This is a genomic window from Nesterenkonia flava (assembly GCF_031432335.1).
Lineage (GTDB): Bacteria > Actinomycetota > Actinomycetes > Actinomycetales > Micrococcaceae > Nesterenkonia > Nesterenkonia flava.
In genome coordinates, this window is sequence record NZ_JAVKGT010000004.1 from 76,939 (window position 1) to 102,847 (window position 25,909).

The 25,909-nt window shown below is 65.4% G+C and carries 25 protein-coding genes and 2 tRNA genes; 11 read left to right on the plus strand and 16 right to left on the minus strand.

The features are described from left to right. Window positions 1-56: 56 nt before the first annotated feature. The 3 genes from RH857_RS02405 to RH857_RS02415 all read right to left on the minus strand — a co-directional run bounded on the left by RH857_RS02405 (window position 57) and on the right by RH857_RS02415 (window position 2,945). Window positions 57-242 (minus strand): hypothetical protein, encoded by a 186-nt coding sequence (locus tag RH857_RS02405; RefSeq protein ID WP_310536381.1) that lies wholly within the window; start codon window positions 240-242, stop codon window positions 57-59. Between the two features lie 639 nt (window positions 243-881). Next, on the minus strand, window positions 882-2,261 hold the full coding sequence (locus tag RH857_RS02410) for a hypothetical protein (RefSeq protein ID WP_310536382.1): 1,380 nt from the start codon (window positions 2,259-2,261) through the stop codon (window positions 882-884). A 126-nt stretch (window positions 2,262-2,387) separates the two neighbouring features. Next, window positions 2,388-2,945: an acyl-CoA thioesterase gene (locus tag RH857_RS02415; protein ID WP_310536383.1), complete on the minus strand. Its 558-nt coding sequence runs from the start codon at window positions 2,943-2,945 to the stop codon at window positions 2,388-2,390. A gap of 94 nt (window positions 2,946-3,039) precedes the next feature. Between RH857_RS02415 and RH857_RS02420 the strand changes: the two genes are divergently transcribed. Next, complete coding sequence (locus RH857_RS02420) at window positions 3,040-3,618, plus strand: cysteine hydrolase family protein (protein WP_310536384.1); 579 nt, start codon at window positions 3,040-3,042, stop codon at window positions 3,616-3,618. Between the two features lie 32 nt (window positions 3,619-3,650). On the opposite strand, the gene RH857_RS02425 is transcribed toward RH857_RS02420, so the two are convergent. Both RH857_RS02425 and RH857_RS02430 read right to left on the minus strand, forming a co-directional pair. Continuing rightward, the gene (locus tag RH857_RS02425) at window positions 3,651-4,325 is read right to left on the minus strand and encodes an HAD family hydrolase (RefSeq protein ID WP_310536385.1); all 675 of its coding nucleotides are present in this window, start codon (window positions 4,323-4,325) and stop codon (window positions 3,651-3,653) included. 2 nt (window positions 4,326-4,327) lie between these two features. Continuing rightward, the gene (locus RH857_RS02430) at window positions 4,328-4,819 is read right to left on the minus strand and encodes an NUDIX hydrolase (RefSeq protein WP_310536386.1); all 492 of its coding nucleotides are present in this window, start codon (window positions 4,817-4,819) and stop codon (window positions 4,328-4,330) included. Between the two features lie 48 nt (window positions 4,820-4,867). Between RH857_RS02430 and RH857_RS02435 the strand changes: the two genes are divergently transcribed. Then, the gene (locus tag RH857_RS02435) at window positions 4,868-5,350 is read left to right on the plus strand and encodes a VOC family protein (RefSeq protein ID WP_310536387.1); all 483 of its coding nucleotides are present in this window, start codon (window positions 4,868-4,870) and stop codon (window positions 5,348-5,350) included. A 9-nt stretch (window positions 5,351-5,359) separates the two neighbouring features. On the opposite strand, the gene RH857_RS02440 is transcribed toward RH857_RS02435, so the two are convergent. Further along, entirely contained in the window at window positions 5,360-5,809 is a 450-nt protein-coding gene (locus RH857_RS02440) for an NUDIX hydrolase (RefSeq protein ID WP_310536388.1), read from the minus strand. Then, window positions 5,799-6,245, minus strand: a complete 447-nt coding sequence (locus RH857_RS02445) for a RidA family protein (RefSeq protein WP_310536389.1) — start codon at window positions 6,243-6,245, stop codon at window positions 5,799-5,801. The genes RH857_RS02440 and RH857_RS02445 overlap by 11 nt, the downstream gene beginning before the upstream one ends. Before the next feature lie 220 nt (window positions 6,246-6,465). On the opposite strand from RH857_RS02445, the gene RH857_RS02450 reads away from it, so the two are divergent. Beyond that, window positions 6,466-6,855 (plus strand): hypothetical protein, encoded by a 390-nt coding sequence (locus RH857_RS02450; RefSeq protein WP_310536390.1) that lies wholly within the window; start codon window positions 6,466-6,468, stop codon window positions 6,853-6,855. On the opposite strand, the gene RH857_RS02455 is transcribed toward RH857_RS02450, so the two are convergent. Next, the gene (locus RH857_RS02455; protein ID WP_310536391.1) at window positions 6,839-7,669 is read right to left on the minus strand and encodes a hypothetical protein; all 831 of its coding nucleotides are present in this window, start codon (window positions 7,667-7,669) and stop codon (window positions 6,839-6,841) included. The two genes, RH857_RS02450 and RH857_RS02455, sit on opposite strands and share 17 nt — an antisense overlap. A gap of 43 nt (window positions 7,670-7,712) precedes the next feature. On the opposite strand from RH857_RS02455, the gene RH857_RS02460 reads away from it, so the two are divergent. Then, complete coding sequence (locus RH857_RS02460; RefSeq protein WP_310536392.1) at window positions 7,713-9,113, plus strand: phosphomannomutase/phosphoglucomutase; 1,401 nt, start codon at window positions 7,713-7,715, stop codon at window positions 9,111-9,113. Window positions 9,114-9,217: 104 nt separating this feature from the next. On the opposite strand, the gene RH857_RS02465 is transcribed toward RH857_RS02460, so the two are convergent. From RH857_RS02465 to RH857_RS02495, 7 genes are all read right to left on the minus strand, one after another. Then, window positions 9,218-10,579: a GntP family permease gene (locus RH857_RS02465; protein WP_310536393.1), complete on the minus strand. Its 1,362-nt coding sequence runs from the start codon at window positions 10,577-10,579 to the stop codon at window positions 9,218-9,220. Window positions 10,580-10,645: 66 nt separating this feature from the next. Further along, entirely contained in the window at window positions 10,646-11,860 is a 1,215-nt protein-coding gene (locus tag RH857_RS02470) for a glycerate kinase (RefSeq protein WP_310536394.1), read from the minus strand. A 93-nt stretch (window positions 11,861-11,953) separates the two neighbouring features. Further along, on the minus strand, window positions 11,954-13,063 hold the full coding sequence (locus tag RH857_RS02475; RefSeq protein WP_310536395.1) for a CdaR family transcriptional regulator: 1,110 nt from the start codon (window positions 13,061-13,063) through the stop codon (window positions 11,954-11,956). Between the two features lie 174 nt (window positions 13,064-13,237). Continuing rightward, the gene (locus RH857_RS02480; protein ID WP_374761105.1) at window positions 13,238-15,124 is read right to left on the minus strand and encodes a phosphoenolpyruvate carboxykinase (GTP); all 1,887 of its coding nucleotides are present in this window, start codon (window positions 15,122-15,124) and stop codon (window positions 13,238-13,240) included. A 364-nt stretch (window positions 15,125-15,488) separates the two neighbouring features. Continuing rightward, window positions 15,489-15,562, minus strand: a tRNA-Arg gene (locus RH857_RS02485). 103 nt (window positions 15,563-15,665) lie between these two features. Further along, window positions 15,666-16,193, minus strand: coding sequence for an adenine phosphoribosyltransferase (locus tag RH857_RS02490; protein WP_310536397.1), 528 nt, complete (start codon window positions 16,191-16,193; stop codon window positions 15,666-15,668). A gap of 28 nt (window positions 16,194-16,221) precedes the next feature. Next, window positions 16,222-16,710, minus strand: a complete 489-nt coding sequence (locus tag RH857_RS02495) for a nucleoside deaminase (RefSeq protein WP_310536398.1) — start codon at window positions 16,708-16,710, stop codon at window positions 16,222-16,224. Window positions 16,711-16,766: 56 nt separating this feature from the next. On the opposite strand from RH857_RS02495, the gene upp reads away from it, so the two are divergent. From upp to RH857_RS02510, 3 genes are all read left to right on the plus strand, one after another. Further along, window positions 16,767-17,402, plus strand: coding sequence for a uracil phosphoribosyltransferase (gene upp / locus RH857_RS02500; RefSeq protein WP_310536399.1), 636 nt, complete (start codon window positions 16,767-16,769; stop codon window positions 17,400-17,402). Window positions 17,403-17,541: 139 nt separating this feature from the next. Continuing rightward, complete coding sequence (locus RH857_RS02505) at window positions 17,542-18,345, plus strand: winged helix-turn-helix domain-containing protein (protein ID WP_310536400.1); 804 nt, start codon at window positions 17,542-17,544, stop codon at window positions 18,343-18,345. A 7-nt stretch (window positions 18,346-18,352) separates the two neighbouring features. Then, window positions 18,353-18,862 carry a SixA phosphatase family protein gene (locus tag RH857_RS02510; RefSeq protein ID WP_310536401.1) on the plus strand — a complete coding sequence of 170 codons (510 nt, stop codon included), beginning with the start codon at window positions 18,353-18,355 and terminating at the stop codon, window positions 18,860-18,862. Window positions 18,863-18,873: 11 nt separating this feature from the next. Here the strand turns inward: RH857_RS02510 and RH857_RS02515 are convergent, their stop codons facing one another. Further along, on the minus strand, window positions 18,874-19,419 hold the full coding sequence (locus tag RH857_RS02515; RefSeq protein WP_310536402.1) for an MFS transporter: 546 nt from the start codon (window positions 19,417-19,419) through the stop codon (window positions 18,874-18,876). A gap of 222 nt (window positions 19,420-19,641) precedes the next feature. Between RH857_RS02515 and RH857_RS02520 the strand changes: the two genes are divergently transcribed. The 4 genes from RH857_RS02520 to RH857_RS02535 all read left to right on the plus strand — a co-directional run bounded on the left by RH857_RS02520 (window position 19,642) and on the right by RH857_RS02535 (window position 25,855). Next, a tRNA-Ser gene (locus tag RH857_RS02520) sits at window positions 19,642-19,729 on the plus strand. 17 nt (window positions 19,730-19,746) lie between these two features. Next, complete coding sequence (locus tag RH857_RS02525) at window positions 19,747-20,250, plus strand: 23S rRNA (pseudouridine(1915)-N(3))-methyltransferase RlmH (RefSeq protein ID WP_374761107.1); 504 nt, start codon at window positions 19,747-19,749, stop codon at window positions 20,248-20,250. Further along, window positions 20,243-20,929, plus strand: coding sequence for an NADPH-dependent F420 reductase (locus RH857_RS02530; RefSeq protein WP_310536403.1), 687 nt, complete (start codon window positions 20,243-20,245; stop codon window positions 20,927-20,929). Before RH857_RS02525 ends, RH857_RS02530 begins: the two co-directional genes overlap by 8 nt. A gap of 57 nt (window positions 20,930-20,986) precedes the next feature. Next, on the plus strand, window positions 20,987-25,855 hold the full coding sequence (locus RH857_RS02535; protein ID WP_374761106.1) for an ATP-dependent helicase: 4,869 nt from the start codon (window positions 20,987-20,989) through the stop codon (window positions 25,853-25,855). Window positions 25,856-25,909: the final 54 nt, after the last annotated feature.

The window sequence follows — 25,909 nt, forward strand, 5'->3', positions numbered from 1 at the left end:
GCTCTCCACGAGATACTCCAGCTCAACCTGATGCCCGCACCTGAGCTCAAGACTTCTCACCCCATAATCTCGGCCTGCGGGTCGAGCCTACGAATCTCGTCCTCGATGGCAGCGAATACTTTGAGGCCGACGGGAGCCGCCGTATTCACCATCCCAGCGTGTCTTTCGGTAGTGGGATACCCCTGGCCCACCACAAAGCCGTCATTGATCTGAAGGTCCAGCCGGATCTGACCATTACTCAAGAGGCGCGATCCAATAGTGATTACCACTCCGAGCCGACTTCGACTGGTGATTCGCGCTCGCGACACTCGCCCCACCGCACGTTGGATTGCCACCAATACAGTGTCAACGTCGGCGTGCGTCACGAACTCGAGGTGTTTCGCAGCGTACTCGCTGTTGCGTCTCGCCACAGTCAAAACAGCCCAGAGCCACACGACCAAGAGAACAACCACGAAAACACACAGGCAGAGGAGAAAAGACTCAGGTTCCACGCGTACCTTGACTTTCTGTCTTGAGAGATATCAGACGGGCGATCCGCTTATATGGCGACCACAGACAGTTCTGCGACCGGCGCTCTGAACCTAAGCCGCCGCCTGACATTCCGGTAACTGGAACGTGCGGAGAAACTCTCGGAACGTGCCCCCGAACGCTCGTCGGTGCCACGTAGGAGCCAAGACGCAGCCTTCAGCGAAGGCTGCACCCACACAGAAAAAACCTGAGGAGCGCCTTTTCAACGGAGTTCTCGAGTGATTTCCTACCTCCGGACGGAACTCCGACCTAGCGTTTCGAGTCCCGGAAACGCACACGGAATATCCACAGGAAAAGAGTCTCCAAAAGCGGCGCATACGCACTGCTCTCGAGCAACCTCCACACCAGGCGAGCTATTGCTCCAGATTCTCCAGCTGAGCGGTGATGACCTGATCCATCTCGTCTTCGCTGATGCCTATGCCCACGACGTGCAGCGTGGTGTGGCCGAATTCGAAGTAGGCGGCATAGGACGTAAGCTCCTCACCGTTCTCCCTCTCCCCTCGGGCATAGAATCCCTGCCCGCCGTAGGGAGCGTACTCCTCCACGAGTGTGGTGCCGCGTTCGTGCTCGAACTGGCCCGCGCAGCCCTCGAGGAAGTCCTTCCAGAGCTGCTGGGTGTCATGGGCGGCCACTTCTTCGGAATAGGACTGCAGCAGTACCGCTGCACCTGCCGGCGAATCGCTGCCAGTGCGCAGTTCAGGTTTCGTCGCGAAGAACAGGGCGGCGGCATCGGCGGCCGGCCCTTCGAACATGGTCTCAAGGTCCTCTTCCCAGTGCGGTCGGCACTGTGCGGGGATCTCGTCCTGCCTCGAGGTCGCGGCGGGGGCGATGGCGCCCATGAGCACGAAGTGCCAGGTGGGATACTCCGCCTCCCATATCTCCTCGCCGCTTTCCCGGTAGACGCGCTCGGAAATCGGCAGAGGGAAATGGGTTTCGTCGAGAACGGCCCCGGTGAGCTCCTCCTGACTGAGCGGACCGTCGGGCAGATGGCGGTCAGCGTCCGCCTCGTCGTCGTCCTCATCCTGGGTCTCCGGGCCAGCGTGCAGCAGATCAAGCTGCTCGCTGAGAACCGTCACCACGGTCTCCTCATCGAAGCTGTTGGCGGTCACGCTGATGACATGGCGGCCCTGGGCCGAGGAAAGAACATATCCGGTGTCGCGATGGTTTTCCTCATCCTCGTCCCACTCCCAGTGGACGATGAACCCTCGGAACTCGCCCAGGTCGGCAGCTTCCAGGGTGATTTGCTGATTGCGCTCATCCAGCTCTCCCGCCTCGATGGTCTCGCCGTCGCAGCGCTCATGGAGCTCATCCCAGCTCGCATCCACCGAGGTCTCGACCTGGTAGGAGGCGACCCGCACCCGCAGCGTCGGAGAGGGATCCTCCGGGTCGCTCGGTGGTTGAAGTCCAGCCCAGCGTTCGCCAGAGGCGACGGGCTGGTTCTCGCCGTCAATCCCGCCCATGCTGTCGAGCGCCTCGACGCATTCGCCGCCGCCGAAGTACTCGGCCATCCCGAGCCACTGATCATCGCCGTCGGGATCCCAGGGGCTCTCGCCGAAATGCTCCTCATAGACCTCAACCTCGCCGGGGAAGTCCGCCAGAGGAAGCAGCACCTGGTTGATCTGTTCCTGGGTCATGGGCTCATCCACCGGATCGGGGTCGCCTGAGCCACAAGCGGTGAGGATCAGCGCTGCTGCGCTGAGGATTGGGAGAGTGAGAGTCTGCGCCCGAGTCATGTGTCCGCTTCCGGCTCTTCCAGGGTCAGGTTCTACAGACCGAGACTACCGGAGCCGGCTTCTGCGCCAAGCAACAGGGCCATGGTGATCAGAGAGCGACCCTGCCGCGCTCAGTGACCCTGTTCCTCAGTCCCAGTCATGCGGAACTGCGCGGCGCGACGACGGCAGGGCAAAGTCCTCCCGCCAGCGCCGCAGCTTCTCCGGGACCTCGAAGTTCTCCGGCGCCGGATCCCCGATCTCGGCAGCCAGGTTCAGGATCTCTTCCATAGGCACGGGTCCCTGCGGGCCGATAAGCCGCCCCGCCACGTAGGCTCGGACGGCGATCTCCCCGCCCACCACCACCCGATGCTCGATGTAGAAGCACCGGTCATCCACCCCGATGATCCGGGTCGCCAGCCGGAACCGCTGCCACAGATTCACGGAACGGCGAAAGGTGACCTGCTCAGCCTGCACCACGGCATACCAGCCCCGGCGGCGGCATGCGTCCCAGAACCCAGAGCGCACCATGAGGTCGTAACGGCCCAGATCAAAGAGCGAGAAGTACTGTCCGTTGTTGATGTGCCGCAGCAGATCGACGTCGGTCAGCATCGCCCGCAGGGTAATCTCGGTGGGCTCCCAGAGGGAGGCGGGCGGACGGCGTCGTGCCTTGATCAGGATCAGCAGTGTCCTCAGGATCAGGTGCATGTCCACATGCTACTGCCGCGTCACCAGTGGGTCTCCCCCGCGTCCCACAGCATGACTCACACGTCCAGGAGGACCACCCTGTACTGTGTGCGACATGACGGCAGCCGAGGTGGTTCTGAGCGCACGTGCAGCGCTGGTGGTCGTGGACGTGCAACAGGCATTCCATGACGCGGAGTACTGGGGAGGGCGCAACAACTCCGCATGCGAAGAGAACATTGGGACTCTGATCGAGCACTGGAGGAACACGAATCGTCCCGTGGTGTTCGTTCGCCACGACTCCGCAGATCCGGACTCACCCCTTCACCCGGACCGGCCGGGCAACCAGTTCCAGAACGTCGTCACCGGAACTCCTGATCTGCTGGTGATCAAGGCCGTGAATTCCTGCTTCCACGGCACACCCAACCTTCATACGTGGCTGCAGCAGGAAGGTATCGAGGAGCTGGTGATCTGCGGAATCACCACCAATCACTGCTGTGAGACCACGGCCCGCGTGGGAGGCAACTTGGGGTATCGCGTCTTCTTCGCCCTGGACGCGACCCATACGTTCGATCGCACCTCGCCCGATGGTGAGCTCATTACCGCCGACGCCCTCGCCAAGATCACCGCCACCAATCTGCACGGCGAGTTCGCCACCGTCACCAGCACCCACGCAGTGGTGAACGCTGCGCAGTGAACTCTCGGCGGCGGGAGCTGGACTGGCGTCCGCTACCGCGGAGACTCTGCCTCCAGCAGACCGGCCACCTCACTGAGGGATGTCACGACGACGTCGGCGCCGGCCTCCTTCAGCCCATCAGCGCTGACGGTCGCCGCCAGGCCGATCACCCAGCCTCCTGCTGCTTTTCCGGCACGGACGCCCGACGGGGAATCCTCAAGGACCAGCGGCCTAGAGCTGGGCGGTTCGAAGGACGATGCTGCAGCGAGATAGACCGCCGGGGAGGGTTTCTCCGGACCCGTTTCTGCCGCACTGAAGATACGCCCCTGAAACGGCGCCAGCAGTCCGGTCTTATCCAATTGAAGTTCGATCTTCGCCCGGTCAGAGTTCGAGGCGCACGCAATCCGACCTTCGAATGCCTCCTCCGCCGCGGCTACCAGTCCCGCCGCTCCCGGGACCGGCCGCAGTCCAGCGCGCAGTGCGTCATCCCGATGCTGGACGAACTCCACGACCCACACATCGCCCACCGGCCTGCCGAGGTGCTGCTCAATCCGTTCACGCACTCCCTCCAACGACGCACCCACGAAGGTCTGCACGCACTCACTCACCGTCATCTCCCAGCCCAGCGCTGCCACGTCATCGCGCAACACTTGGTTGACGATCGGCTCGGAGTCCACCAGGACGCCATCACAGTCGAAGACCATGGCGTCGAACTGATCACGCCACACCGTTAAACCTCTTTCAGGTGCGCCTGCGCGAAACTCCGCACGCTGTCCGGAGTGAGCAGCCCGTCCAGAACCTCCGCCTGGCTGAACCACCGGGCGTCATCGACCTCGGTCTCCAAGACGGTCAGGGACGTGCCCTCATCGGCTACCAAGAAGTACATCAGGTCCATGTGAATGTGCTCGACGTCTTTGTGTGACTCCGGAATCAGCTGCGCGGCCATGGCAAACGGCGTCGGCAGCTGGGTCTCGGTAGTGTCGTTGACCCCCAGATCCAGCAGGTGCTCCCCGGCATGGTGTGCGGTGAGCCCAGTTTCTTCCTTCACCTCACGCAGCACGGTGTCGTTGGGGAACTCATCCGGATCCACGTGTCCTCCGGGCGGAAGCCAGCGCTGGAGCCCGCGGTGGAAGATCATCAGCATCCTGGTGCGGTCTTCATTGACCACGTACCCGGTGGCCGTGAACTGCTTCTTCATTCCCGCCGCGTACTCCGTCAGCACCGTTTCTCCTGCCCTTCGTCGCATTCAGTCCGTGTAGCGTAGCTGGCGATGAATATTGCTCAGCTCTATGACACGTACCTCCCCCAGGCCGAGGCGCTGATCGACTCATTGGGCGTCCGTGAGGAACTCGTGCAGAACGACACGCTGTGCCTGCAGGTCCCCAGCAACGAACGCTACGACCAGGTCAAGGCGGAACTCACGGCCGTGGGGACGCTCATCTCCGAGAGCGAGATCAACGGTCGCCTCATCGCGGTGTTCGAACTGCACACTCCCCTGTCAGGACCGGGTTGGAGCGTCAGCTTCGTGGAACTGCCCCAGCCCAAGAGCGGCGCTGCGAAGGAGGGGGTGCGGCACCTGCAGTTCGTCACGCGCACCAGCAGCGACAGCTTCCGGGCTAAGTTCCCGCACCTCACCTTCGACGAGCGCGGCAATGCTCGTAACCGCCTTCTAGAGGTCGTGCGGGACGGCGTCGCGGTACGCTTCCACGACAAGTCCATGGGCGCCGTCGTCGCCCTGGAGCAGGCAGAGTAAACCTGAGCCTCAGGAGGCGTGCCACCTGAACCAGCGGCGTAGCACCTGCTGGGTCTCCGGTGTTGCGCGGGATGAGTCCACCTCACGGGCCTGAATCCAGCGCGACGACGTGTGCTCCTCCGAGAGCTTCACGGCGCGTCCCGCAAGCGGTACCGACACCGTGAACTGTCGGGTCATGCGGCCAGACCGCGACCGGTAGTCAAACTCCGCGAGGAAACCGCGATCAATGGTCGCAGGGGCGAAGCCGACCTCTTCCTCCAGCTCGCGCTCAAGAGCCTGCTGCAGAGACTCGCCCGCGTCCACACCGCCGGAGGGCACCTCCTCCAGTCCGGGGAGGAAATCATCCTCGAGGCTGCGGGTCACCAGCAGCACTTGGTCGTCATCGTGGATCACCGCACCGACCACGAACTTCTGGATGCCTTGGGCTTCTGCTGCTGCGCGTAGGTCCTCAGTCAGCACCGGGCGCCTCCGCAGCTGCGGTGAACGCGGCCAGTCCTTCGATCTCCACCAGCTGGTGGTCATAGCCCAGGGCTGCCACGCCCAGCAGCGTACTCGGCGGACGATGCGGAGCCAGAGCATCACGGATCACTTCCCACGCAGCGACCAGGTCCTCTTGGCGGGTGGATGCCACGTAGACAGTGGTCTTGATGAGGTGCTCGAGGCTCGCACCAGCGGCTTCCAGGGACTGCTGCAGGTTCTGCACGCAGACCTGCGCCTGACCGCGCACATTCTCGGGGAAAAGTGGCACGCCGTTCGCATCGAGGGGGCAGGCGCCGGCGACCTGCACCAGGGAAGCGCCCGGCGGCACGATCGCCGCATAGGCGTACTCGGCAACGTCAGACAGGGGCGGTGCATCTCCTACGGCGGTGTCAGCAGCTTCAAGAAAGGTGACCATCTCTTCACCCTAGATGGTTCGTCCGGCGAGATTCCGCTGTCCACCCTCCACTCAATCGCTCCGTAGCTCGGTAGAAGCCCTGGGGAGGAATTGTTAGGGTGGCGCTATGCAGGAGCCCGATCACGGGCCACAGGCCCACACGCCACCGTCGCTCTCCAGAGGATTCCCGGAGGAGCCCGGAAAGCCTGCGCTGGGAGCGCCGCATGACGGTTACTCGGCCGTGGTGCTGGCCATCGTTCTAGGGTTCGTTTACTTCGGCTTCGGCACCAGCCGTCTTCTCATGAACTCTCAGGAGAATTTCGGCTGGCTGGCGCTATTAATGCTGGCAGTGTGCGTACTGGTGTGCGTGCCCGCCTGGAAATACTTCGCCCGGGCCCACGGGATCAAAGAGCGCGGTGCCCCACCGCTGCTGCCAATGCTCGCGTTCTACTTTGCGCTGATGGGTCTGACGCTGTTCGTCCTGCCAGTGCTGGTCTCAGCGTTTGAGAACTGGTGGAGCTTTGCCTTCGCCTGTCTCATTCTGGCGACGCTGAACGTGGCGCCGGTCCGCATAAGTCTTCTCAGGAGCCCCGATGAGGCGCCTGAATCGCGGATCAGCTCTGGTTCTTGAAGACCACGAGGAAACGATGGGCTTCTTCAGTGGTCAGCGGGGAATGATCCGAGAGCAGCTGAGCGGCTTCATCCACGTGGTCATCACGCAGCAGCGCGTAGAGCTGATCGTGGACCCAGGGCTCAAGATCCTCATGAGAGAGCGTGATCTTCTCTTCCCCGCGCTGAACCTCCAGGTGGAACCCGGCGAGCTCCTCGGCCTGCTCGGCGGCCCATTCCTCAGGAATGGTCAGTTCCTGGTCCGGGTCGAAGCCAGATTCACGCAGCAGCTCGCGAGCCCGCTCATCGACCTCGTCATCGTCTGCCGCGGCGGGGCGCTCCCCGCCGGGGATATCCGGGATGTCCGCCTTGTTCTCCCCGAGGATCTCCCCGGTGTTCGGATCCGCCTCGGCGAGCGGGCCGGAATCATCCTGCAGGTCTTCGCGCACCTGGTCGATGGCGTCCTCCAACGATTCGTCCTCGACCTGGTCGCCGTCGTCGTCGTTGAGGTTGAATCCCTCTTCGAAGCGGATCTCCGACGGCGATTGCTGGGGGTATCGGTACAGGGCCTGAACCGCGATGATCGAATCCGCAATGGAGGCCCCTGTGGCCTGGCGGAAGAGCGCCACGGCGCGACGCCCATCCTCTGCCGCGATAGTGCGGTAGAGCTCCCGGTGCTGCTCGTCAGTCAGCAGCAGGGCAGCTTTGCGTGCGTTCTCCGGGGTGACCTTCTCATGGATGTTCTGTCCCATGCGGCGAGCCTGCCGCTGGACGAACATGCGCACGAGCATGACCACCACAACCACCAGAACGACGAGGGCCAGAATCTCGGGCATGGGCTCAGTCTAGGCCACGAGTCTGGATAGATAGTATGTGAGCGTGACTATAGATCTCTCGGAATCCTTCAAGGCCTACGACGTGCGCGGGCTCGTCGGTGAGACCATCTCGGCCGCCTCAGTCGAAGCGGTAGGCGCCGCATTCGTTGATGTGCTCGGACTCGCCGGCAAGCAGGTGCTAGTGGGCGGGGATATGCGCCCCTCCTCAGCCGAGTTCGCCGATGCGTTCACCGCGGGCGCAGTGGCCCGCGGCGCGAACGTGCTGCAGCTGGGCCTGGTCTCCACCGACATGCTCTACTTCGCCTCGGGCAAACTGAAGGCCCCGGGCGTCGTCTTCACCGCAAGTCACAACCCCGCCGAGTACAACGGCATGAAGATGTCACGCGCCGGCGCCGTGCCGCTCAGCGCTGACACAGGTCTCATCGACATTCGCGACGCCGCCCAGGCGTATCTGGACGCAGGCGAGATCCCGACCCACCCCTCCCCCGGCGCCATCACCGCGGACAACATGCTGCGTCCCTATGCCGAGTACCTCCGCTCCCTGGTGGATCTGAGCGGCGGCCGCCGTCTGAAGGTGGTCGTTGACGCAGCCAACGGCATGGCGGGCATGACCACCCCGGCGGTGCTGGGTGATGAGAAACTCGAGGCTCTGCCGCTGGAGATTGAGCCGCTCTACTTTGAACTGGACGGCACCTTCCCCAACCATCCGGCAAACCCGCTGGAAAGTGAGAACCTGCGCGACTTGCAGGCCGCTGTGACCACTCGCGGGGCCGACATAGGCCTGGCCTTCGACGGCGACGCCGACCGCTGCTTTGTGATCGATGAGCTGGGACAGCCTGTCTCTCCTTCCGCGGTGACCGCACTGGTGGCCCGCCGGGAGATTGCGCGAGTGCGCGCCGCCGGCGAGGAGACCCCGGTGATCATCCACAATCTCATTACCTCCCGCGCTGTTCCGGAGCTGGTGGAGCGCGAGGGCGGACGGGCCGTAGAGACCCGGGTGGGCCATTCCTTCATCAAGGCCGTCATGGCCGAGGAGCAGGCGGTGTTCGGCGGCGAGCATTCCGCTCACTACTACTTCCGCGACTTCTTCAATGCGGACACCGGCATGCTGGCCGCCATGCACGTGCTGGCCGCCCTCAGTGAGCAGGACCTTCCGCTCTCCGAGCTGGCCGCGGAGTACAACCCCTACTTCGCCTCGGGCGAGATCAACTCGGAGGTTCAGGACAAGACCAGCGCCATGGAGAAGGTCCAGTCAGCCTTTGAGAGCCGCGACGTCGTCGTCGACCACCTGGATGGTCTGCGCGTCCAGGCGGCTGACGGCACCTGGTGGTTCAACCTGCGCCCCTCCAACACCGAACCGTTCCTGCGGTTCAACGGTGAGGCCCACACGGCCGAGCAGATGGAAGCCGTGCGGGACGAGGTGCTCGCGCTCGTACGCGGCTGACCTCAGACCACCGCAGGCACGACGACGGCGAAAGGCCGGGTGAGAGGCACATCAACTGCCTCATCACCCGGCCTTTTCTGCTCAGCGCGAGGAAGGTGCGAGTCTCACAGCATCACGAGGCTGAGCAGCAGGATTACCGCGAACGCGGTGACACCCTGGACTGCCGTGGCAACGGTCAGTGTGCGGTAGGCGGTGGCGACCGGGATGCGGGAGAGCTGGGACACGACCCAGAAGAACGAGTCGTTGGCGTGGGAGACCACCATGGCCCCAGCCCCGATGGCCAGCACAGCCAGGACAGAGCCCGTGGTGGAGTCCAGGCCAAGGCTGCCCAGCAGCGGTGCGACCAGCGCGGCGGTGGTCACGATCGCCACCGTGGAGGACCCCTGCGCGGTCTTCAGCGCCGCAGCGATGAGGAACGGCACCGCCAGGCCCAACCCCATGCCGGCGATGTTGTCCGCCAGGAAGTCGGTCAACGGCGAGGCGTTGAGCACCGCGCCAAAGGCAGCGCCGGCGCCGGTGATCAGCAGGATCGGCGCGGCCACGCGAATTGACTCGATGATGTCCTCATTGAACTGTCCCAGCTTGCCGTCACCGGAGATCAGCAGCACCGCGGCGGCCAGACCCAGGATCAGTGCAATCACCGGGGTGCCCAGGAAGATCAGAGCCTCCGCAAGCACGCCCGCACCCAGCGGCTCACCGGGAAGCTTCGCGATCGAGCCCAGGCAGATCAGCACCAGCGGCAGGCTGATGGGAAGGAAAGCCATGAACGGGTGCGGCAGCTTGCCGTAGGAGGCACGCAGCTGCTCGTAGTCCTGGACCTCCAGGTCATCCTCCCTCTCCGCCGGCAGCGCCGCGAACTCCTTGTGGGAGAGGCGGGAGGCGAAGAGCAGCGCCGCCAGCGCGGACACAAGGGAGACCACCAGGCCCAGCCCGATGAGCAGCCCCAGGTCGCTGGTGACGTTGAGCTCCTCGGCGGCGGCCAGTGGCCCCGGGGTGGGCGGCACCAGGTTGTGGGTAGCGAAGAGGCCGGTCATCAGGGCGGTGGAGGTCGCCAGTGCGGAGATGCCCGCACGGGCCGTAATGGCCTTGCGAAGAGAATTAAGGATCACATAGCCGGAGTCGCAGAAGACCGGAATCGAGACGATGTAGCCGATCAGGGTCATCGTCAGGTTCGGGAACCGCTTGCCCAGGACCTTGATGAGCGCATCGGCCATCGAGATCGCCGCGCCGGAGCGCTCCAGAATGACTCCGATCATGGTGCCGAAGATGATCACCAGACCGATGTTGCCCAGGGTGTTACCGAAGGCCTGGGTGACCGTGGGGACGCTTTCGGCTAAGGGGATGCGGTACAGGAAAGTAGCCAACAGGGCCGCGCCGAGCAGTGCCAGGAAGGGACTGATCTTCCAGCGCGCAGTAACCAGGACAATAGCGGCGACGAGGCCGAGCAGGATCAGCAGATCGATCATCGGTGGCCTCCGGGGGCGTGAGGTGCAGAAGACATCATCGGCTTCTCTTTCTTCTTATGTGGTGGTTCAGCGAATGGGTGGATGCAGGACGGTCCGGCTGCGGCCGGCGAGATACACGGTGAAGATCTGTTCCGCAGCCTCGGCCACCCGCTCGGCGGCACGGGCTTGGAGCTCTGCGAGTGTTTGGGGGCCGGGGGCGATGGAGAACGCGGCAGTGATACCGGCCTCGCGCTGCTGGTCAGGGGTGATGTCCACGGAGCCGGCGAGGACCACGAGCGGGGTTCGTCGCGGGGTGATGCTGCGGACGGTGTCGACGACCTTGCCGTGCAGGGACTGCTGGTCCAAGCGTCCCTCGCCGGTCAGCACCAGGTCCGCGGTCTCGCTCAGCCGCCGGGCCTCAAGCGTTTCGGCCACGAGCGCCCCGCCCGGGAGGATCTCGGCGTCGAACAGGCTCATCAGGACAACAGGCATTCCCCCGGCTGCTCCCGTGCCCGGCTCACGGCGAACGTCGCGCCCGGTCTGGGAGGTGAGCACGTCGACAAGGCGGGTCAGGGCAGCGTCAAGAACCGCGACGTCGTCCTCGTCGGCACCTTTTTGGGGTCCGAACACCGCGGCGGCCCCCTCCGGACCCAGCAGGGGGTTCGTGACGTCGCAGGCGATGCGCCAACGGACCTTCAGGGAGCGGGGGTCCAGGCCGGCGAGGTCAATGCGGTGCAGCTGGGCCAGCGCGGCACCCCCGGGACCCAGGTCGTGGCCGTGCTCATCCAGGAGTCGGGCACCGAGTGCCTGGGCGAGACCGGCTCCGCCGTCAGTAGTGGCCGAGCCGCCGATGCATAGCAGGATCTCCTCGGCGCCTGCATCCAGTGCGGCGGTCACCAGCGCTCCGACGCCGTAGGTGGTCGCCTCCAGGGGGCGCGGGGGAACGTCGCTGACCTGGGGCAAGCCGTTAGCTTCGGCTGCTTCGATGACCCCGATGCGGTGGCCTGTCGCGTTCGGCTCGGAGACGGCGTAGCGGCCGCGGGCGGCTCTTCCGAGCGCATCAGTGACCTCTGCGGTGCGCGGCTGGACTCCCCAGGCGCTGCAGATCGCATCCAGGGTTCCTTCTCCCCCGTCGGCAAAGGGCAGGGTCTGAATATGGACCTCAACGTCGAGAACCGCAGCGGCACGGCGGACACCGGCAGCCATCGCCTCAGCGACCTCGGAGGCCGTGGCGCTTCCTTTGAAGGAATCGGGAATCACGGCAACCCTCAGGGCGGACGACGACGTCGATGTCAGTGGCATGGATCACATGCTACGTGCAGATCGACGCCCACCAACACGTCATTCAGCCCAGAATAAGAGGGAGATCAGGCGCAGTTATATGTGCACTTTGCCCTACTCATGGATCGTGTCACGTGCGAGGACCGACAGAGTGAGGAGCGTCGCCTGATCTGAGCGCCGCAGATCCAGCCCCGTCAGATTCCGGATCCGCTCCACCCGTTGGAGAAGGGTGTTGCGGTGCAGGTAGAGCATGCGAGCTCCTTCCGCCAGAGATCCGGCGTACGCCACCGCGCGGACCGTCTCGTGCTGAGCCTGCGTGAGCGGGCTCGTCAGATCAGCGACGCGGCGCATCGTATGCTGCGGCAGATGCGCCAGGGCAATGGCCAGTTCCGCAGGCACGGGCGCCGCCTCCGTCCCGGTGGGGAGCAGCCCGACCGCGCGTGCCAGCGCCGCCATATCCTGCGCCCAGGAGCGCAGGTCCTCGAGGGTCGCCACACCGGAGGTCACCAGACGCCGGGACCGCTCCTCTCCCAGTGACTCATCGAGCCTGGCCGCACCGGAGACCACCCAGAGCAGTCCCCGCCACACCACAGCACGGGCGGTCGGCCGTCCGGATGGGCTGCGCCCCTCGTTGATCTCCATGACGATGTTCTCGGCCTGGTGCGGTGGCTGAGCCGAGCCGTCCTGACGCGGCTCCGGTGCCGCCCAGACCCCGAGGGACCAAGGCCCCTCCCCCAGACCCTCCGCGCGGAGGAGCTCGCCGACTTTCAGCAGGGACTGGCCGTCAGAGACGAGGGCTGCGACGATCTCACGTGCCCGGCTGCGTGCCACCATGGAGGTGTGGTGCTCCCGCTCCTGCTCGATGAGCAACTCCACCGTCAGCACCACCACATGGGCCAGTGGCTCCACCGCCTCCGGTTCGCCGGTGACCCCGATGACGCCGGTGAGATGACCATCAATGATGAGCGGCAGGTTGATGCCGGGCCGGTCCGGAATCCCGTCCCGGGGCTCCCGAACGACGACGGCCTGGCCCGTCTCTAGCACCTGGAGCGCCGCCCGGTGCTCGGCACCGATGCGCTCGGGGTCGGTGGAGGCCACGATGATGCCGGAGGAGTTCATGAGGTTGATGTTCTGGCGCACCACCGGGGCAAGCACGTCCACGATGCGCTGGGCGAGTCCCCCGCCGTCGCCTCGGCTGACGGCGTCCCACCACGAGGTCTGCATGGAGCTGATCCTATCCACACGCTTCACGCCCCCCCTGTTCGCACGACCCGCCGTTGTTTCATTGACCACCGTCAAAGCCCCGCACATGAAACATTGCCGGGACGCGAATCAGGTTTCCCCGCCCACGCCCCGGCAATGTTTCAGATTCAGATGTTTGAGGCCTCAGGCCTCCTGTCAGGGGTTCACGCGCTGGCGCAGCTGATGAAGCTCGGCCTGAATGGAGGCCGGCAGAGACTCTCCGAAGCGGGCGAACCACTCTTCAATGTCAGCAAGCTCTGCAGCCCACTCCTGCCGGTCAACCTTCAGCGAATCCTCAATGTCCTCTGCAGAGACATCGAGCCCGGTCAGGTCCAGAGCCTCCGGGGTCGGAGTGAATCCGATGGGGGTCTCCACTGCCTGGCCCTCCCCTTCAATACGCTCCACGATCCACTTCAGCACACGGGTGTTCTCCGCGAAGCCGGGCCAGGCGAAGCCGCCGTTGCGGTTACGCCGGAACCAGTTGACCAAGAAGATCTTGGGCAGCTTCTCCGGGTCGGCCTTGGAGGAGACCTCGACCCAGTGCTTGAGGTAGTCACCGGCGTCGTAGCCGATGAAGGGCAGCATCGCCATCGGATCACGCCGCACGGTGCCGACCGCACCCTCCGCCGCGGCGGTGGTCTCGGAGCTCAGCGTCGCGCCGAAGAAGATGCCGTGGTTCCAGTCCCGCGCCTCAGTCACCAGCGGGACGGTGGTCTTGCGGCGCCCGCCGAAGAGGATGGCGTCCAGCTTCACACCGTTGGGCTCGAAGTACTCATCGGCCAGCATGTCAGTCTGATCGATCGGGGTGCAGAACCGCGCGTTGGGGTGCGCGGCGGGCCTGTCGGCGTCGGGCGTCCAGTCGTTGCCCCGCCAGTCGGTCAGGTGCGCCGGAGGCTCCTCGGTCATGCCTTCCCACCACACGCCGCCGTCGTCGGTCAGGGCGCAGTTGGTGAAGATCGAGTTGCCCTTGGCGATGGCGCGCATGGCATTGGCATTAGTGTGCCAGCCCGTGCCCGGTGCCACGCCGAAGTAGCCGGACTCGGGGTTGACCACCCGGAACTCGCCGTCCTTGCCGGGGCGAATCCAGGTGATGTCGTCGCCCAGAGTCTCGGCCTTCCACCCCTCGAGGGTGGGGTCGATGAGGGCCAGGTTGGTCTTGCCGCAGGCCGAGGGGAAGGCGGCGGAGATGTGGTAGCTCTTGCCCTGCGGGGAGGTCAGCTTCAGGATGAGCATGTGCTCAGCCAGCCAGCCTTCGTCGCGGGCCATCACGGAGGCGATGCGCAGCGCGTAGCACTTCTTGCCCAGCAGCGCGTTGCCACCGTAGCCGGAGCCGTAGGACCAGATTTCCCGCGTTTCGGGGAAGTGGACGATGTACTTCTCATCGTTGCAGGGCCACGGCACATCCTCCTGTCCGGGCTCCAGGGGTGCACCCACGGAGTGGACGGCAGGGACGAAGAAGGCCTTCTCCGGGGCCGATTCGGCAAGCTCCTCGATCTTGCGCAGCACATCAGTGCCGATGCGCGCCATGATGCGCATGCTGGCCACGACGTAGGCGGAGTCGGTGATCTCCACACCGAACTTGGGGTCATCGGCCTCAAGGTGCCCCATGACGAACGGAATCACGTACATGGTCCGTCCGCGCATGGCCCCGTCGAAGACGCCGTTGAGCGTGGAGCGCATCTCGGAGGGCTCGACCCAGTTGTTGGTGAAGCCGGCGTCGCGCTCCTTCTCGGAGCAGATGAAGGTCCGGGACTCTACGCGCGCCACGTCCGCGGGGTCGGAGAATGCTGCGAAGGAGTTCGGGAAGTCCGGGCTGGTCAGTCGGGTGAGGGTTCCGGCCTCGACGAGCTCGTCGGTCAGGCGGGTGTACTCCTCGTCGGAGCCGTCCACCCAGTAGACCTCATCGGGCTGTGTGAGTGCGGCGGTCTGAGCGACAAAGTCGATCAGCTTCTGGTGCGATGTGGGAGCTTCTGCGGCGATCTGTTCCGCAGTTATCTCTTCACCGGGCGCCTTTGCAACGGTGGTCACTGTCTTTCCCTCCATTGGGTACAGAGTTGGTGTCGCTGCTCTCTGCGGAGACCCGGTCTCGAGGGGCGTGGTGCTTCATCACACCGGGGTACGCACTGCATTGGACGCACCGACCCGCTCTCCACTGGTGTTGTCACCGCATGAAGCAGATGCTCCCACTGTAACGGCCGCACATCTCAGCCACGTGAATTCCTGCTGGATTGTGACTGAATTCTCATTGGACGGAAGAAAAATGTTCGACGACGCCGTCTCGTGCAAGCGCCTCTCGTATCCCCTCAGACACAGCGCTGGCCAGCTCCCAGCCGCGGTACGGGAGGGGACACGAAGAAGGCCCGGAATCTCTCGGGGAGATTTCCGGGCCTTCTTACTGTGTTTTCGGTGCGCCCAAAGGGATTCGAACCCCTGACCTTCGGTTCCGTAGACCGACGCTCTATCCAGCTGAGCTATAGGCGCATCGCCCTGATCCGCGGCTTTTCTCCGCGTTTCGGACTTAGAAGACTATACACGGGTTTCTGGGGTCGGGCAAACTCGCCCCCTTGTCTTCTACGTCACACGTTCAGGCGTTGAAGAGGGCGTGGACCTCACCCGCCACCTCACGCCCACCCAGGCCTTCGAGCTCGAGGACGACGGCGGCGCCTGCCACCTCTGCGCCCAGCTGCTGGACTAGGGTGCGGGAGGCCGCCAGAGTTCCTCCGGTGGCCAGCACGTCATCAACCAGGAGCACGCGCTGCCCCGGCTTCAGCACTCCGGGGGCTTCAATCGCTGCCGTGCCGTACTCCAGGGCGTACTCTACGTAACCGGCCGGATCTGGCAACTTGCCCGCCTTGCGCACAGGCAGCACCCCGGACCCGCAGACTCCGGCCATTACCCCTGCGAGCACAAAGCCGCGGGCCTCAATGCCTGCGATGATGTCGAACTGTCCCGAGAAGGGGTGAATGAGCGCCTCCGCAGTGGTGCGCAGCGCCTTGGGGTCAGCGAGCATGGGAGAGATATCGCGAAACAGCACTCCCGGTTCCGGGAAGTCCGGAGTCAGGGCAAAGAGGGACTCGGCGTAGGCCATCTCGGCCTCAGAGGGTGCGGGCATGAGGCCCAGGGTAGCAACGGGCTCTCCGTCAGCGAGAGTCACCGCTGCGGAACCGCTCGAAGAACTCGCGCAGCTGCGCCGCACACTCCTCGGCCCGCACACCGGGATGCACCTCGACCCAGTGATTCAGTCGGGGCTCGCGCAGCACGTCGAAGACGCTTCCTGCAGCCCCGGCTTTCTCGTCCCAGGCTCCGAAGATCACCTGCGCGATTCGGGCCTGACTGATGGCCCCCGCACACATCGGGCAGGGCTCGAGGGTGACGGCTAGGACACATCCATCCAATCGCCACGTCCCCCTTGTGCGAGCCGCCGCTCGCAGTGCGTTGACCTCCGCATGACCCGAGGGGTCGTCGTCGCGCTCTCGTGTATTGAAACCCTCCCCCAGCAGCCGACCTTCAGGATCGACGACGAGCGCCCCCACCGGCACGTCCCCAGTCTTCGGGGCCTGCGAAGCCAGCTCCAAGCATCGGCCAAGGAGGCTGTGCTGCTGCGCCGGGTCGCGCGGAGAGAAGGCCATGTGAACCAGACTACTGACCAGCGCCGGGCCCAGTTCGCACTGGTAGTTTTAGTGGCATGCGCGTACAGGTTGTTGACCACCCCCTGGTGGCCCATAAACTCACTCAGCTCCGTCGAGTGGAGACCCCCTCCAACAGGTTCCGTGAACTCACCAAGGAGCTGGTGATGCTGCTCTCCTACGAGGCCAGCGAGACCATGGCCACCGAGCCGGTGGAGATTCAGACCCCAGTCACCGCCACTACCGGCACCCAGCTGGCCGGACCGAAACCTCTGGTGGTCCCGATTCTGCGCGCAGGCCTGGGAATGCTCGACGGCATGACGGCCATGATCCCCACCGCAGAGGTCGGGTTCCTGGGCATGGCGCGCGATGAAGAGACCCTGAACATCATTACCTACGCCGAGCGACTGCCCGATGACCTCACCGGGCGCCACGTGTTTGTCCTGGACCCCATGCTCGCCACCGGCGGGACCCTGGCCGAGGCCGTGCGCTTCCTCAAGCGCGCCGGGGCCGCAAAGGTCACATGCATCTGCCTTCTGGCGGCCCCCGAAGGAATTGAGCGGCTGCGCTCCGAGGTCAGCGACTTGGAGATCGAGCTGTTCCTCGGATCCATCGACGAGAAGCTCAATGAGAAGGCCTACATTGTGCCGGGACTGGGCGACGCCGGCGATCGCCTGTACGGCCTCGCCGACTAGATTTATGTGACTCACATCACACATCAGTCCGGGAATCTCATTATCTGGAAGAACCGGGCTTATGTTACTTGCCAAAATCAAATATTACGGACAGGCTGAGAGAGCCAACCACCCGGCCACAAGCCAGGAAGAGACAATAATGTCCGCACCTCTCAGCCAGGCCCAGAACCCAGGCTACGTTCACGTCTCCGTGCGTAACGCAGCGCGTCGAGCCGAGATTGCGCGGCGAATGCGCAACGGTGCGGGCGCTTCCCGGGTCAGCGGCGGCACGGAACCCACTCCGCGCACCGCCCCGGTTCCCGTGGTCAACGCCAACGGCGGCGGCCCTCAGCTGGTCTCTCCCGACGTCGTCGCCCGCGGTTTTGTTCTCTATGTGGGCCTTGATGAGGACACCGCCTCCGCGGCAGGCACCTCACTGCACAAGATCGCGACCGAGCTGCGCGACTATGTGGAGCACATTGCCCCGGAGTCCCAGGTGCATATCGCCATGGCGATGGCGTCAGCTGCCACCGAGGGCTCAGACCTCGAGGTGGTGCGCCAGGCACTCGGCGACCCCACAGTCGGCAATGCTCGTCCCCTGGACACGCCCATCAGCGCTCCGCCGGCGCCGAGCAACGCCGGTGTTCTTATTGACCTGGCCCGGCGCGAGGTCAAGCTCGACGGTGAGAACCTCAATCTCACCTACAAGGAGTTCGAGCTGCTGAACTACCTGGTGGACAACTCCACGCGCACCGTGGCCCGTGATGAGCTGCTGAAGACTCTGTGGCGCAACGTGGATGAGTCCCAGATGCCCAACGAGCGCACCATCGATGTGCACATCCGGCGCCTCCGCTCCAAGCTGGGGCGCTTGGCGAACACCGTGCGCACGGTGCGAGGCCAGGGCTACCGGTTCTACGAGCACCCTGAAGTGACCGTCTGGGCCGCCCCCGAGTACTCCATCTGAGGCGGCCGTGGCCAAATCCCTGCTGGTCCTGCGGCATGCCGAGGCCGGGCACTACTCCGGCGACGACCATGCACGAACCTTGACGTCCCGCGGCCAGGAGCAGGCCCGCGGCGTGGGTCGCTGGCTGCTGGACTCCTCCCTGTGGCCGGAGATGACCGTGGTCTCCGACGCGATGCGCACCCGTCAGACCTGCATCTGGGTGGGCTCGGAACTCGGAGACAAGGCTGCGACGCCGTCCCTGGACCCCCGCTTGTATCAGGCCAGTGCCCGTCAGCTTCTCTCTGTCGTCAACGAAACCCCCGAGTCCGTGGAGTCCCTGCTGGTGGTAGCCCACATGCCCGGTGTCCAAGATCTGAGCATGGAACTCGCCAGTGTGCACTCTGATGAGCAGGTGGTCTTCACCATGGCTGAGCATTGGCCTCCAGGCGGTCTGGCGATCTTCCAGGTGGACAAGCCCTGGGCCGAACTGGACGGCCGGGACGCTGTTTTGACGCAGTTTCGTACTCCTGCGGAGTGAGAAAAGGCGGCCTATCCGCCCGAGGAGTTCCGGCGGCTGATCGCCATCAGCATCGCGAGAAAACCGAGGATCAGGATGCTGCTGAGCACCAGCATCCCGCCCGGGTACCCCCACCGGGAATCCGCTAACCAACCCACCGATGCCGGGCCTGCGGCACGTCCCAGAGCAATGCCGACCGCTTGGATGCCCATCAGGACTCCGAACCGCGGGCCCGCGAACCAGTCGCTCATCACTACGGCCCGCAGCGGCATGTGGTGCGCCAGCGAAAGGCTGAGGAATCCCAGCGCCACGCAGGCGCCGCCCCAGGCCGTCAGACCGCGCACTCCGTGGCGATCCGCATGGCGCCCCACGGGCACAGCCAGAAGGGCGCCGGTCAGAATCGAGCCGGAGAATGCGCTGGAGAGCAGAGACACCGAGAATTCGGCACCGGCGGCGTTCGAGGTGATGAGCACGGAGGTGCCGAACAGGATGGCGCCGAAGCTCACACCGATGCTCAGCGCCAGCGAGTACACCAGACGCCGGAAATGATCCGAGGGGTCGTTGAGGACACGGGACATGGTCTACCTCCGGAAGCGGGCATCATAGGATGCCGACTCCACTCCTGAAGGTTTCTATCCCTTGAGATCCATCCCGCACGCGCGAGATACTGTGGCGCTTGAACCAGACTCGGCGCCTACACGCCGACGGAACCCTGCCACCAGTGCCGGTCGGTGCTCCCAGGGTAGCCCACCCGACCCCCGGCAGAGCTGGTAGCATGGGCAGGCGCGTTTTTGCGCACTGGTGACGTGTCCGAGCGGCCGAAGGTGCAGCACTCGAAATGCTGTGTACGGTAACCCCGTACCGTGGGTTCAAATCCCACCGTCACCGCGTTGATGACGGCCCCGATGAGTTCGCTCTCGGGGCCGTTTCCGCACTCAGGGGAGGGCATCGTGGGCATCACCGCCATCACTGTCGGCAAGAAGCATGAGAGCTGGGTCGCCGAAGGTATCGACCGCTACACCAAGCGGCTGCGCAAACCTTTTGACCTCACCTGGAAGCTCCTGCCCCACTCTTCCAAGGAGCACGACGCCGCCCGTGAGGAGGAGTCAGCCCGCATCCTCGCCTCCCTGAAAGGCAATGATCACGTCATCCTGCTGGATGAGCGCGGCAAGAACATCTCCTCACCTCAGCTGGCCCAGCACCTGCAGGGGCAGTTCGATGCCGGAAGCGCCGTCGTCGTCGTGATCGGTGGAGCCTATGGCGTCAACGCCGAACTCAGCGCGCGGGCCAACTTCACCTGGTCGCTGAGCAAGCTCGTGTTTCCGCATCAGCTGGTGCGCCTAGTGCTGGCCGAGCAGGTCTACCGCGCCCAGGAGATCAGCGCCGGAAGGTCCTATCACCATGTCTGAGTCCCCGGCGGCGGAGTCCAGCTCGCCTGAGAGGCCCGTGGTCGGCATCCTCGGGGCCGGACGGGCGGGCACCGCGTTCGCCCGTACTCTGCTGGCTGCAGGTGTCGACGTCGACATCTGCTCCACCCGTTCGCCCAGGGCCCTGCAGCACCACCTGAAGATCTACGCTCCGGGTACCGCCCCGGTGTGGCCCGAGGAGATCGCGGTCAGGACGCGGCAGGTCGGTCCCGGTATCGTCATCCTCGCCATTCCCCAGGAGGAGCTCGATGACGTGGACCCGCAGTGGGTCAGCGGCACTGTACTGGTCGACGCCACCAATACCTGGCAGGACGAGCTGCTGCCGGGATGGCTGGAGGCGGCGATTGCTGAGCAGCTGCCCACTTCCATGGCCATTGCAGGACATTTCGGCCGGGCGCGTGTGGTCAAAGCCCTCAACCATATCTCCCACCACGACGTCGACAAGGAGGCGCAACCGGATATGCCGCTGAGCCAGCGTCGGGCCGTAGCGGTGGCCGCTGATGATGAGGAGGCCCGAGGGTTGGTGATGGGACTCCTGGTGCGCATGGGATTTGATCCTGTCTCGGTGGGCGCGCTCGCCGCCGGACGCATTATGGAACCGGATGGACCGCTCTTCAACCGCCCACTGCGGCGCGACGATATCCTCCGCTACGCCCGGTGAGCCACTCCCACCGCAGGCCCGGGAGGCCCACGATGTCGGTACATGTGTGGCGGCAGCATGTGGGACCGGACTGCGGGCGTGTCCCCGCTCCGTTCTAGAGTGGAGGACGTGACGGCGCTGGAGCGATTCACCGAGGCAACGCGGACGTGGTTCTCCGCTTCCTTCGGCGCGCCTACTCCTGCTCAGGCCGGCGCCTGGGATTCCGTCTCCCGCGGCCGTAACGCGCTGGTGGTGGCCCCCACCGGTTCCGGTAAGACCCTCTCAGCGTTCCTGTGGTCCATCGACCGTCTGGTCGCAGCCGCCGCCGAATCCTCCGATCCCACGCCCCCTGCCGGCTCCGCCGCTCCTTCACCTTCCGTTGTGGAGGGCGGGGCCTCCGGGAGCCGGGCCGGATCTTCCCGTGCCCGTACCCGCGTTCTCTACATCTCTCCGCTGAAGGCCCTCGGGGTGGACATTGAGCGCAATCTCCGCAGCCCGCTGGTGGGCATCGCTCACACAGCCCGGCGGCTGGGCCTCCAGCCTCCGGAGATCACCGTGGGTGTGCGCACCGGTGATACCACCTCCAAAGAGCGCCGGGATCTGGTCCGCAATCCCCCGGACATCCTCATCACCACGCCCGAATCGCTCTACCTCATGCTCACCTCCCAGGCCCGTCAGACACTCACGGGAGTCGAGACCGTGATTGTTGATGAGATCCATGCTCTTGCCGGCACCAAGCGGGGAGCACACCTAGCACTGTCCCTGGAGCGCCTCGACGCCCTCCTGACGGGTGCGGGATCGAAACCGGCCCAGCGCATCGGGCTTTCGGCCACAGTGGAGCCGCGCAGCGAGGTGGCGCGGTTCCTCGGCGGCCGGCGCGAGGTCGACGTCGTGGCTCCGCCGTCGAACAAGCAGTGGGACATCACCGTCTCCGTGCCGGTCCCGGACCTCTCCGCCCCCGAGGTCCAGCACGACGACGGCTCGCAACCCCTGCAGCCCTCCATCTGGCCCCACGTTGAGCACAAAGTGGTGGAGCTGGTGGCTGCCAACCGCTCCACCATCGTCTTCGTCAACTCACGCCGACTGGCGGAGAAGCTCACCGGACGCATCAACGAGATCTGGGCAGAGAAGCACGCTGGCCCCGACGCTGAAGAACCTCCGGTCCCCGAACTGGCGAAAGCCCACCACGGCTCGGTCTCCAAGGAACAGCGCAAGCTCATCGAGGAGGATCTGAAGTCCGGACGCCTGAAGTGTGTGGTCGCCACCAGCTCGCTGGAACTGGGCATCGATATGGGCGCGGTCGACCTTGTCATCCAAGTGGAGGCACCCCACGCCGTCTCAGCCGGTCTGCAGCGCATCGGCCGCGCCGGGCACCAGGTCGGAGAGGTGTCGGTGGGATGGTTCTTTCCCAAGCACCGCGGGGATCTGGTGAGCACAGCCGTCGTCGTCGAGCGGATGCTCTCCGGCACCATCGAGGCGCTGCACATCCCCAAGAATCCCCTAGACATTCTCGCCCAGCAGACCATTGCCGCCTCTGCGATGGACACCCTCGAGGTCGAGGTATGGTTCGAGACTGTGCGGCGCGCAGCACCCTTCGCCAGTCTCCCGCGCTCGGCCTTCGAAGCCACCCTGGACCTGCTGGCGGGCAAGTACCCCTCCGACAGGTTCGCTGATCTTCGTCCTCGCATTGTCTGGGACCGCGACGCCGGCACCATCACCGGACGCCCCGGCGCCCAGAGACTGGCGGTCACCTCAGGCGGCACCATCCCCGACCGCGGACTCTTCGGCGTCTACCTGGTCGGATCCGAAACGGAGAAGGCCGGTGCCGGGTCCCGCACCGGCGGCCGGCGGGTAGGGGAACTGGATGAGGAGATGGTCTATGAGTCCCGGGTCGGAGACGTCTTCGCTCTGGGCGCCACCAGCTGGCGGATTGAGGAGATCACGTTCGACCGTGTGCTGGTCTCGCCTGCCTTCGGCCAACCCGCCAGCCTCCCGTTCTGGCGCGGCGACGGCATCGGACGCCCCGCAGAGCTCGGCGAGGCCCTGGGCGCCTTCACCCGAGAGATGCACGAAAGCGACGCGTCGGAGGCCACGGCCAGGCTAGCCGCGCTTGGCCTGGATACCTGGGCCCAGGAGAACCTGCTGCGCTATCTCCACGACCAGCAGACCGCCGCAGGAGCCGTTCCCAGCGACAAGACCCTGGTGGTCGAACGCACTCGCGATGAGCTCGGCGACTGGCGCATCATCCTTCACTCCCCCTACGGCATGCAGGTGCACGCCCCCTGGGCGCTGGCCGTCGGGGAACGCCTGCATGAGCGCTACGGACTCGATGGAGCCGCATTCGCCTCCGATGACGGCATTGTGCTGCGGGTGCCCATGATGGACGAGGATCCCCCGGGAGCTGAGCTGTTCCGGTTCGAGCTGGAGGAACTCGAAGAGCTCGTCATCCGCCAGGTGAGCTCCTCGGCGCTGTTCGCCGGCCGGTTCCGAGAGGCCGCGGCCCGGGCCCTGCTGCTGCCGCGGCAGAATCCGGGCAAACGCACCCCCCTGTGGCAGCAGCGCCAGCGTTCCAGCCAGCTGCTGGAGGTCGCCCACGCCTACCCCGACTTCCCCATCATCATGGAGTCCATGCGGGAGGTCCTTCAGGATGTCTACGACCTCCCAGCCCTGGACGGGCTGATCCGGCGGATCTCCCAGCGCAGGGTCCGGCTCTGGGAGACAACCACCTCCCAGCCCTCGCCCTTCGCCCAGTCCATCCTCTTCGGCTATATCGCCCAATACCTGTACGAGGGAGATTCCCCGCTGGCGGAGCGCCGCGCCGCTGCACTCAGCGTGGATCCCCAGCTCCTCAACGAACTGCTGGGACGTGTCGAGCTCCGCGAGTTCCTTGACACCGGGGTCATCACAGAAGCCGAGGCTCATGCCCAGCGCCTTGCCCCCGCCCGACGGCTGCCGACCTCCGAGGGCCGCGGCCCCGAAAGCGTTGCTGATCTGCTGCGCCTGCTCGGCCCGTTGACCACGGCACAGCTGGCTCTGCGCCTGCGATCTGCGTCTGAGGCACCGGACCCCGAATCCCCCGAGGACACCGCCCCCGCACAGAGCGTCTCAACTGAGGAGGCGGCGCTCTTCGCCGAACAGCTGATCGCCACGCAGCGGGCGTTCCGCCTGCACTGGCGCGGTGAGGAGCGGATCGCCGCGGTGGAGGACGCTGCCCGTCTGCGCGACGGGCTCGGAGCCCCCATTCCCCCCGGCATACCCCAGACCTTCCTGGATCCCGTAGAGGATCCCCTCGGAGATCTGATCGGCCGCTATGCACGCACACACGGCCCCTTCACCTCCGATGAGGTGAGTGACGCTCTCGGTTTGCCGGGCGGCATCGTCGTGGAGGTCCTGCGCCGTCTCGTTGAGGAGCAGCGCGTGGTGGAAGGACTCTTCCGACCCGACCGCGAGCCCGCCGCGGAGATCGAGTATGTCGACGCCGAGATGCTGCGGCGGATTCGACGCCGTTCCCTGGCCGCCCTGCGCGCCCAGGTGGAGCCCGTACCTCCCAGGGCCTACGCCCAGTTCCTCACCCAGTGGCAGTCGGTGACCGTCGAACACCGGTTGGAGGGTGCGGCGGGCGTCGCCGAAGTCCTGGCCCAGCTGTCGGGACTGCCGGCACCGGCGAGCGCATGGGAGTCCTTCATACTGCCGGCCCGGGTGCCCGATTATCAGCCGGCAATGCTTGACGAGCTGCTTTCCTCCGGGGAAGTGCTCGCCGCTGGACGGGGACCCTTAAGCGGACACGACGGGTGGGTCGCGTTCTACCCCCGGGAGGATGCCCACCTCATCGCTGCCTGGGCTGCCTCCCCTGGTTCTGCCCCGGGGACACGGGAGACTCCCGCTTCTGCTCTGCCGCAGCGGATCCTGCAGGTGCTCTCCCGGGGCGGAGCCTGGTTCCCCGACGCCGTGCGCGATCAGCTCATCCGTGCTGAGCAACCCATCGAGGTGGACGGCATGAACGAAGAGGAGCCGTCGTCGTCCCGGGAGGATCAGGAGTCCCCCGCCCCGGTGACCTCGGAGACTGTCAAAGAGGCACTGTGGGATCTCTTCTGGTCCGGGCGCGTGCTGCCCGACAGCTTCGCCGCCGTCCGGGAACGCCTGTTGGGAGGACGCACCGCGCACAAGCAGCAGACCCGACCCTCCCGCTCTCGGCACAGCTCGCGGCGGACCGCCCTGCGCCGGGCCGTTCAGGAGCACCGGCAGCAGCTGGCGGCAGGGCCCTCGGGAGCGCGTTGGGCGCTGGTGCCCGACTCCTCCGCTTCGCCCACCGAGATCGCTCACACCCGCGCGGAGATCCTGCTGGACCGCTACGGTGTGGTCACCCGGGGCTCAGTGACCACCGAACAGACACCCGGTGGGTTCGCCGGAGTGTATAAGGTGCTGGCTGCCGCTGAGGAGGCCGGCCAAGTCCGTCGCGGCTACTTCATCGAACATCTGGGAGCGGCTCAGTTCACCACCTCCGCCACCGTAGATCGGCTGCGCGAGACGGCGGATGCTCTGGCCGACAGGCTTGAGCAGCCTGACCGACATCCTCCCGACCCCATAGTTCTCGCAGCCACCGACCCTGCTAACCCCTATGGTGCCGCCCTCGACTGGCCTGCCGCGGGTGAGGAGGCGCCCAAGGCGCGTCCGGGTCGCAAGGCGGGTGCCGTGGTCGTCCTGCATGAAGGCGAACTGGTGCTCTACATGGAACGTGGCGGCCGTACCCTGCTGCTCTACGCAGAGCAAGCCGAGGTGCTGGCTGCTTCGGCTTCAGCCCTGGTCCGCGCGCTGCGACGAGCCCAGAGCGGACGGATTGCCGTGGAGAAGGTCAACGGCGCGTCCGTGCTGAACCATCCGATCGCCGAACACCTGCGCGCCGCGGGCTTCCACTCCTCCCCCTCCGGTTTGCGGCTGGCTCCCTGAGGCCTGCCTCCTGAGCGCGCCCCAGCCGGTTCCCGTCAGGGGATGTTGTCTCGC

Bases quoted from the DNA above. Each gene is read 5' to 3' on its own strand.
- RH857_RS02515 (WP_310536402.1), bottom strand. From the start codon at position 19,419: ATGTCCCGTGTCCTCAACGACCCCTCGGATCATTTCCGGCGTCTGGTG.
- RH857_RS02490 (WP_310536397.1), bottom strand. From the start codon at position 16,193: ATGCCCGCACCCTCTGAGGCCGAGATGGCCTACGCCGAGTCCCTCTTT.
- RH857_RS02530 (WP_310536403.1), top strand. From the start codon at position 20,243: ATGTCTGAGTCCCCGGCGGCGGAGTCCAGCTCGCCTGAGAGGCCCGTG.
- RH857_RS02505 (WP_310536400.1), top strand. From the start codon at position 17,542: ATGTCCGCACCTCTCAGCCAGGCCCAGAACCCAGGCTACGTTCACGTC.
- RH857_RS02420 (WP_310536384.1), top strand. From the start codon at position 3,040: ATGACGGCAGCCGAGGTGGTTCTGAGCGCACGTGCAGCGCTGGTGGTC.
- upp (WP_310536399.1), top strand. From the start codon at position 16,767: ATGCGCGTACAGGTTGTTGACCACCCCCTGGTGGCCCATAAACTCACT.
- RH857_RS02525 (WP_374761107.1), top strand. From the start codon at position 19,747: ATGAGTTCGCTCTCGGGGCCGTTTCCGCACTCAGGGGAGGGCATCGTG.
- RH857_RS02465 (WP_310536393.1), bottom strand. From the start codon at position 10,579: ATGATCGATCTGCTGATCCTGCTCGGCCTCGTCGCCGCTATTGTCCTG.
- RH857_RS02415 (WP_310536383.1), bottom strand. From the start codon at position 2,945: ATGCACCTGATCCTGAGGACACTGCTGATCCTGATCAAGGCACGACGC.
- RH857_RS02410 (WP_310536382.1), bottom strand. From the start codon at position 2,261: ATGACTCGGGCGCAGACTCTCACTCTCCCAATCCTCAGCGCAGCAGCG.
- RH857_RS02455 (WP_310536391.1), bottom strand. From the start codon at position 7,669: ATGCCCGAGATTCTGGCCCTCGTCGTTCTGGTGGTTGTGGTGGTCATG.
- RH857_RS02535 (WP_374761106.1), top strand. From the start codon at position 20,987: ATGTGGGACCGGACTGCGGGCGTGTCCCCGCTCCGTTCTAGAGTGGAG.
- RH857_RS02495 (WP_310536398.1), bottom strand. From the start codon at position 16,710: ATGGCCTTCTCTCCGCGCGACCCGGCGCAGCAGCACAGCCTCCTTGGC.
- RH857_RS02445 (WP_310536389.1), bottom strand. From the start codon at position 6,245: ATGGTCACCTTTCTTGAAGCTGCTGACACCGCCGTAGGAGATGCACCG.
- RH857_RS02480 (WP_374761105.1), bottom strand. From the start codon at position 15,124: ATGGAGGGAAAGACAGTGACCACCGTTGCAAAGGCGCCCGGTGAAGAG.
- RH857_RS02475 (WP_310536395.1), bottom strand. From the start codon at position 13,063: ATGCAGACCTCGTGGTGGGACGCCGTCAGCCGAGGCGACGGCGGGGGA.
- RH857_RS02470 (WP_310536394.1), bottom strand. From the start codon at position 11,860: ATGCCACTGACATCGACGTCGTCGTCCGCCCTGAGGGTTGCCGTGATT.
- RH857_RS02435 (WP_310536387.1), top strand. From the start codon at position 4,868: ATGAATATTGCTCAGCTCTATGACACGTACCTCCCCCAGGCCGAGGCG.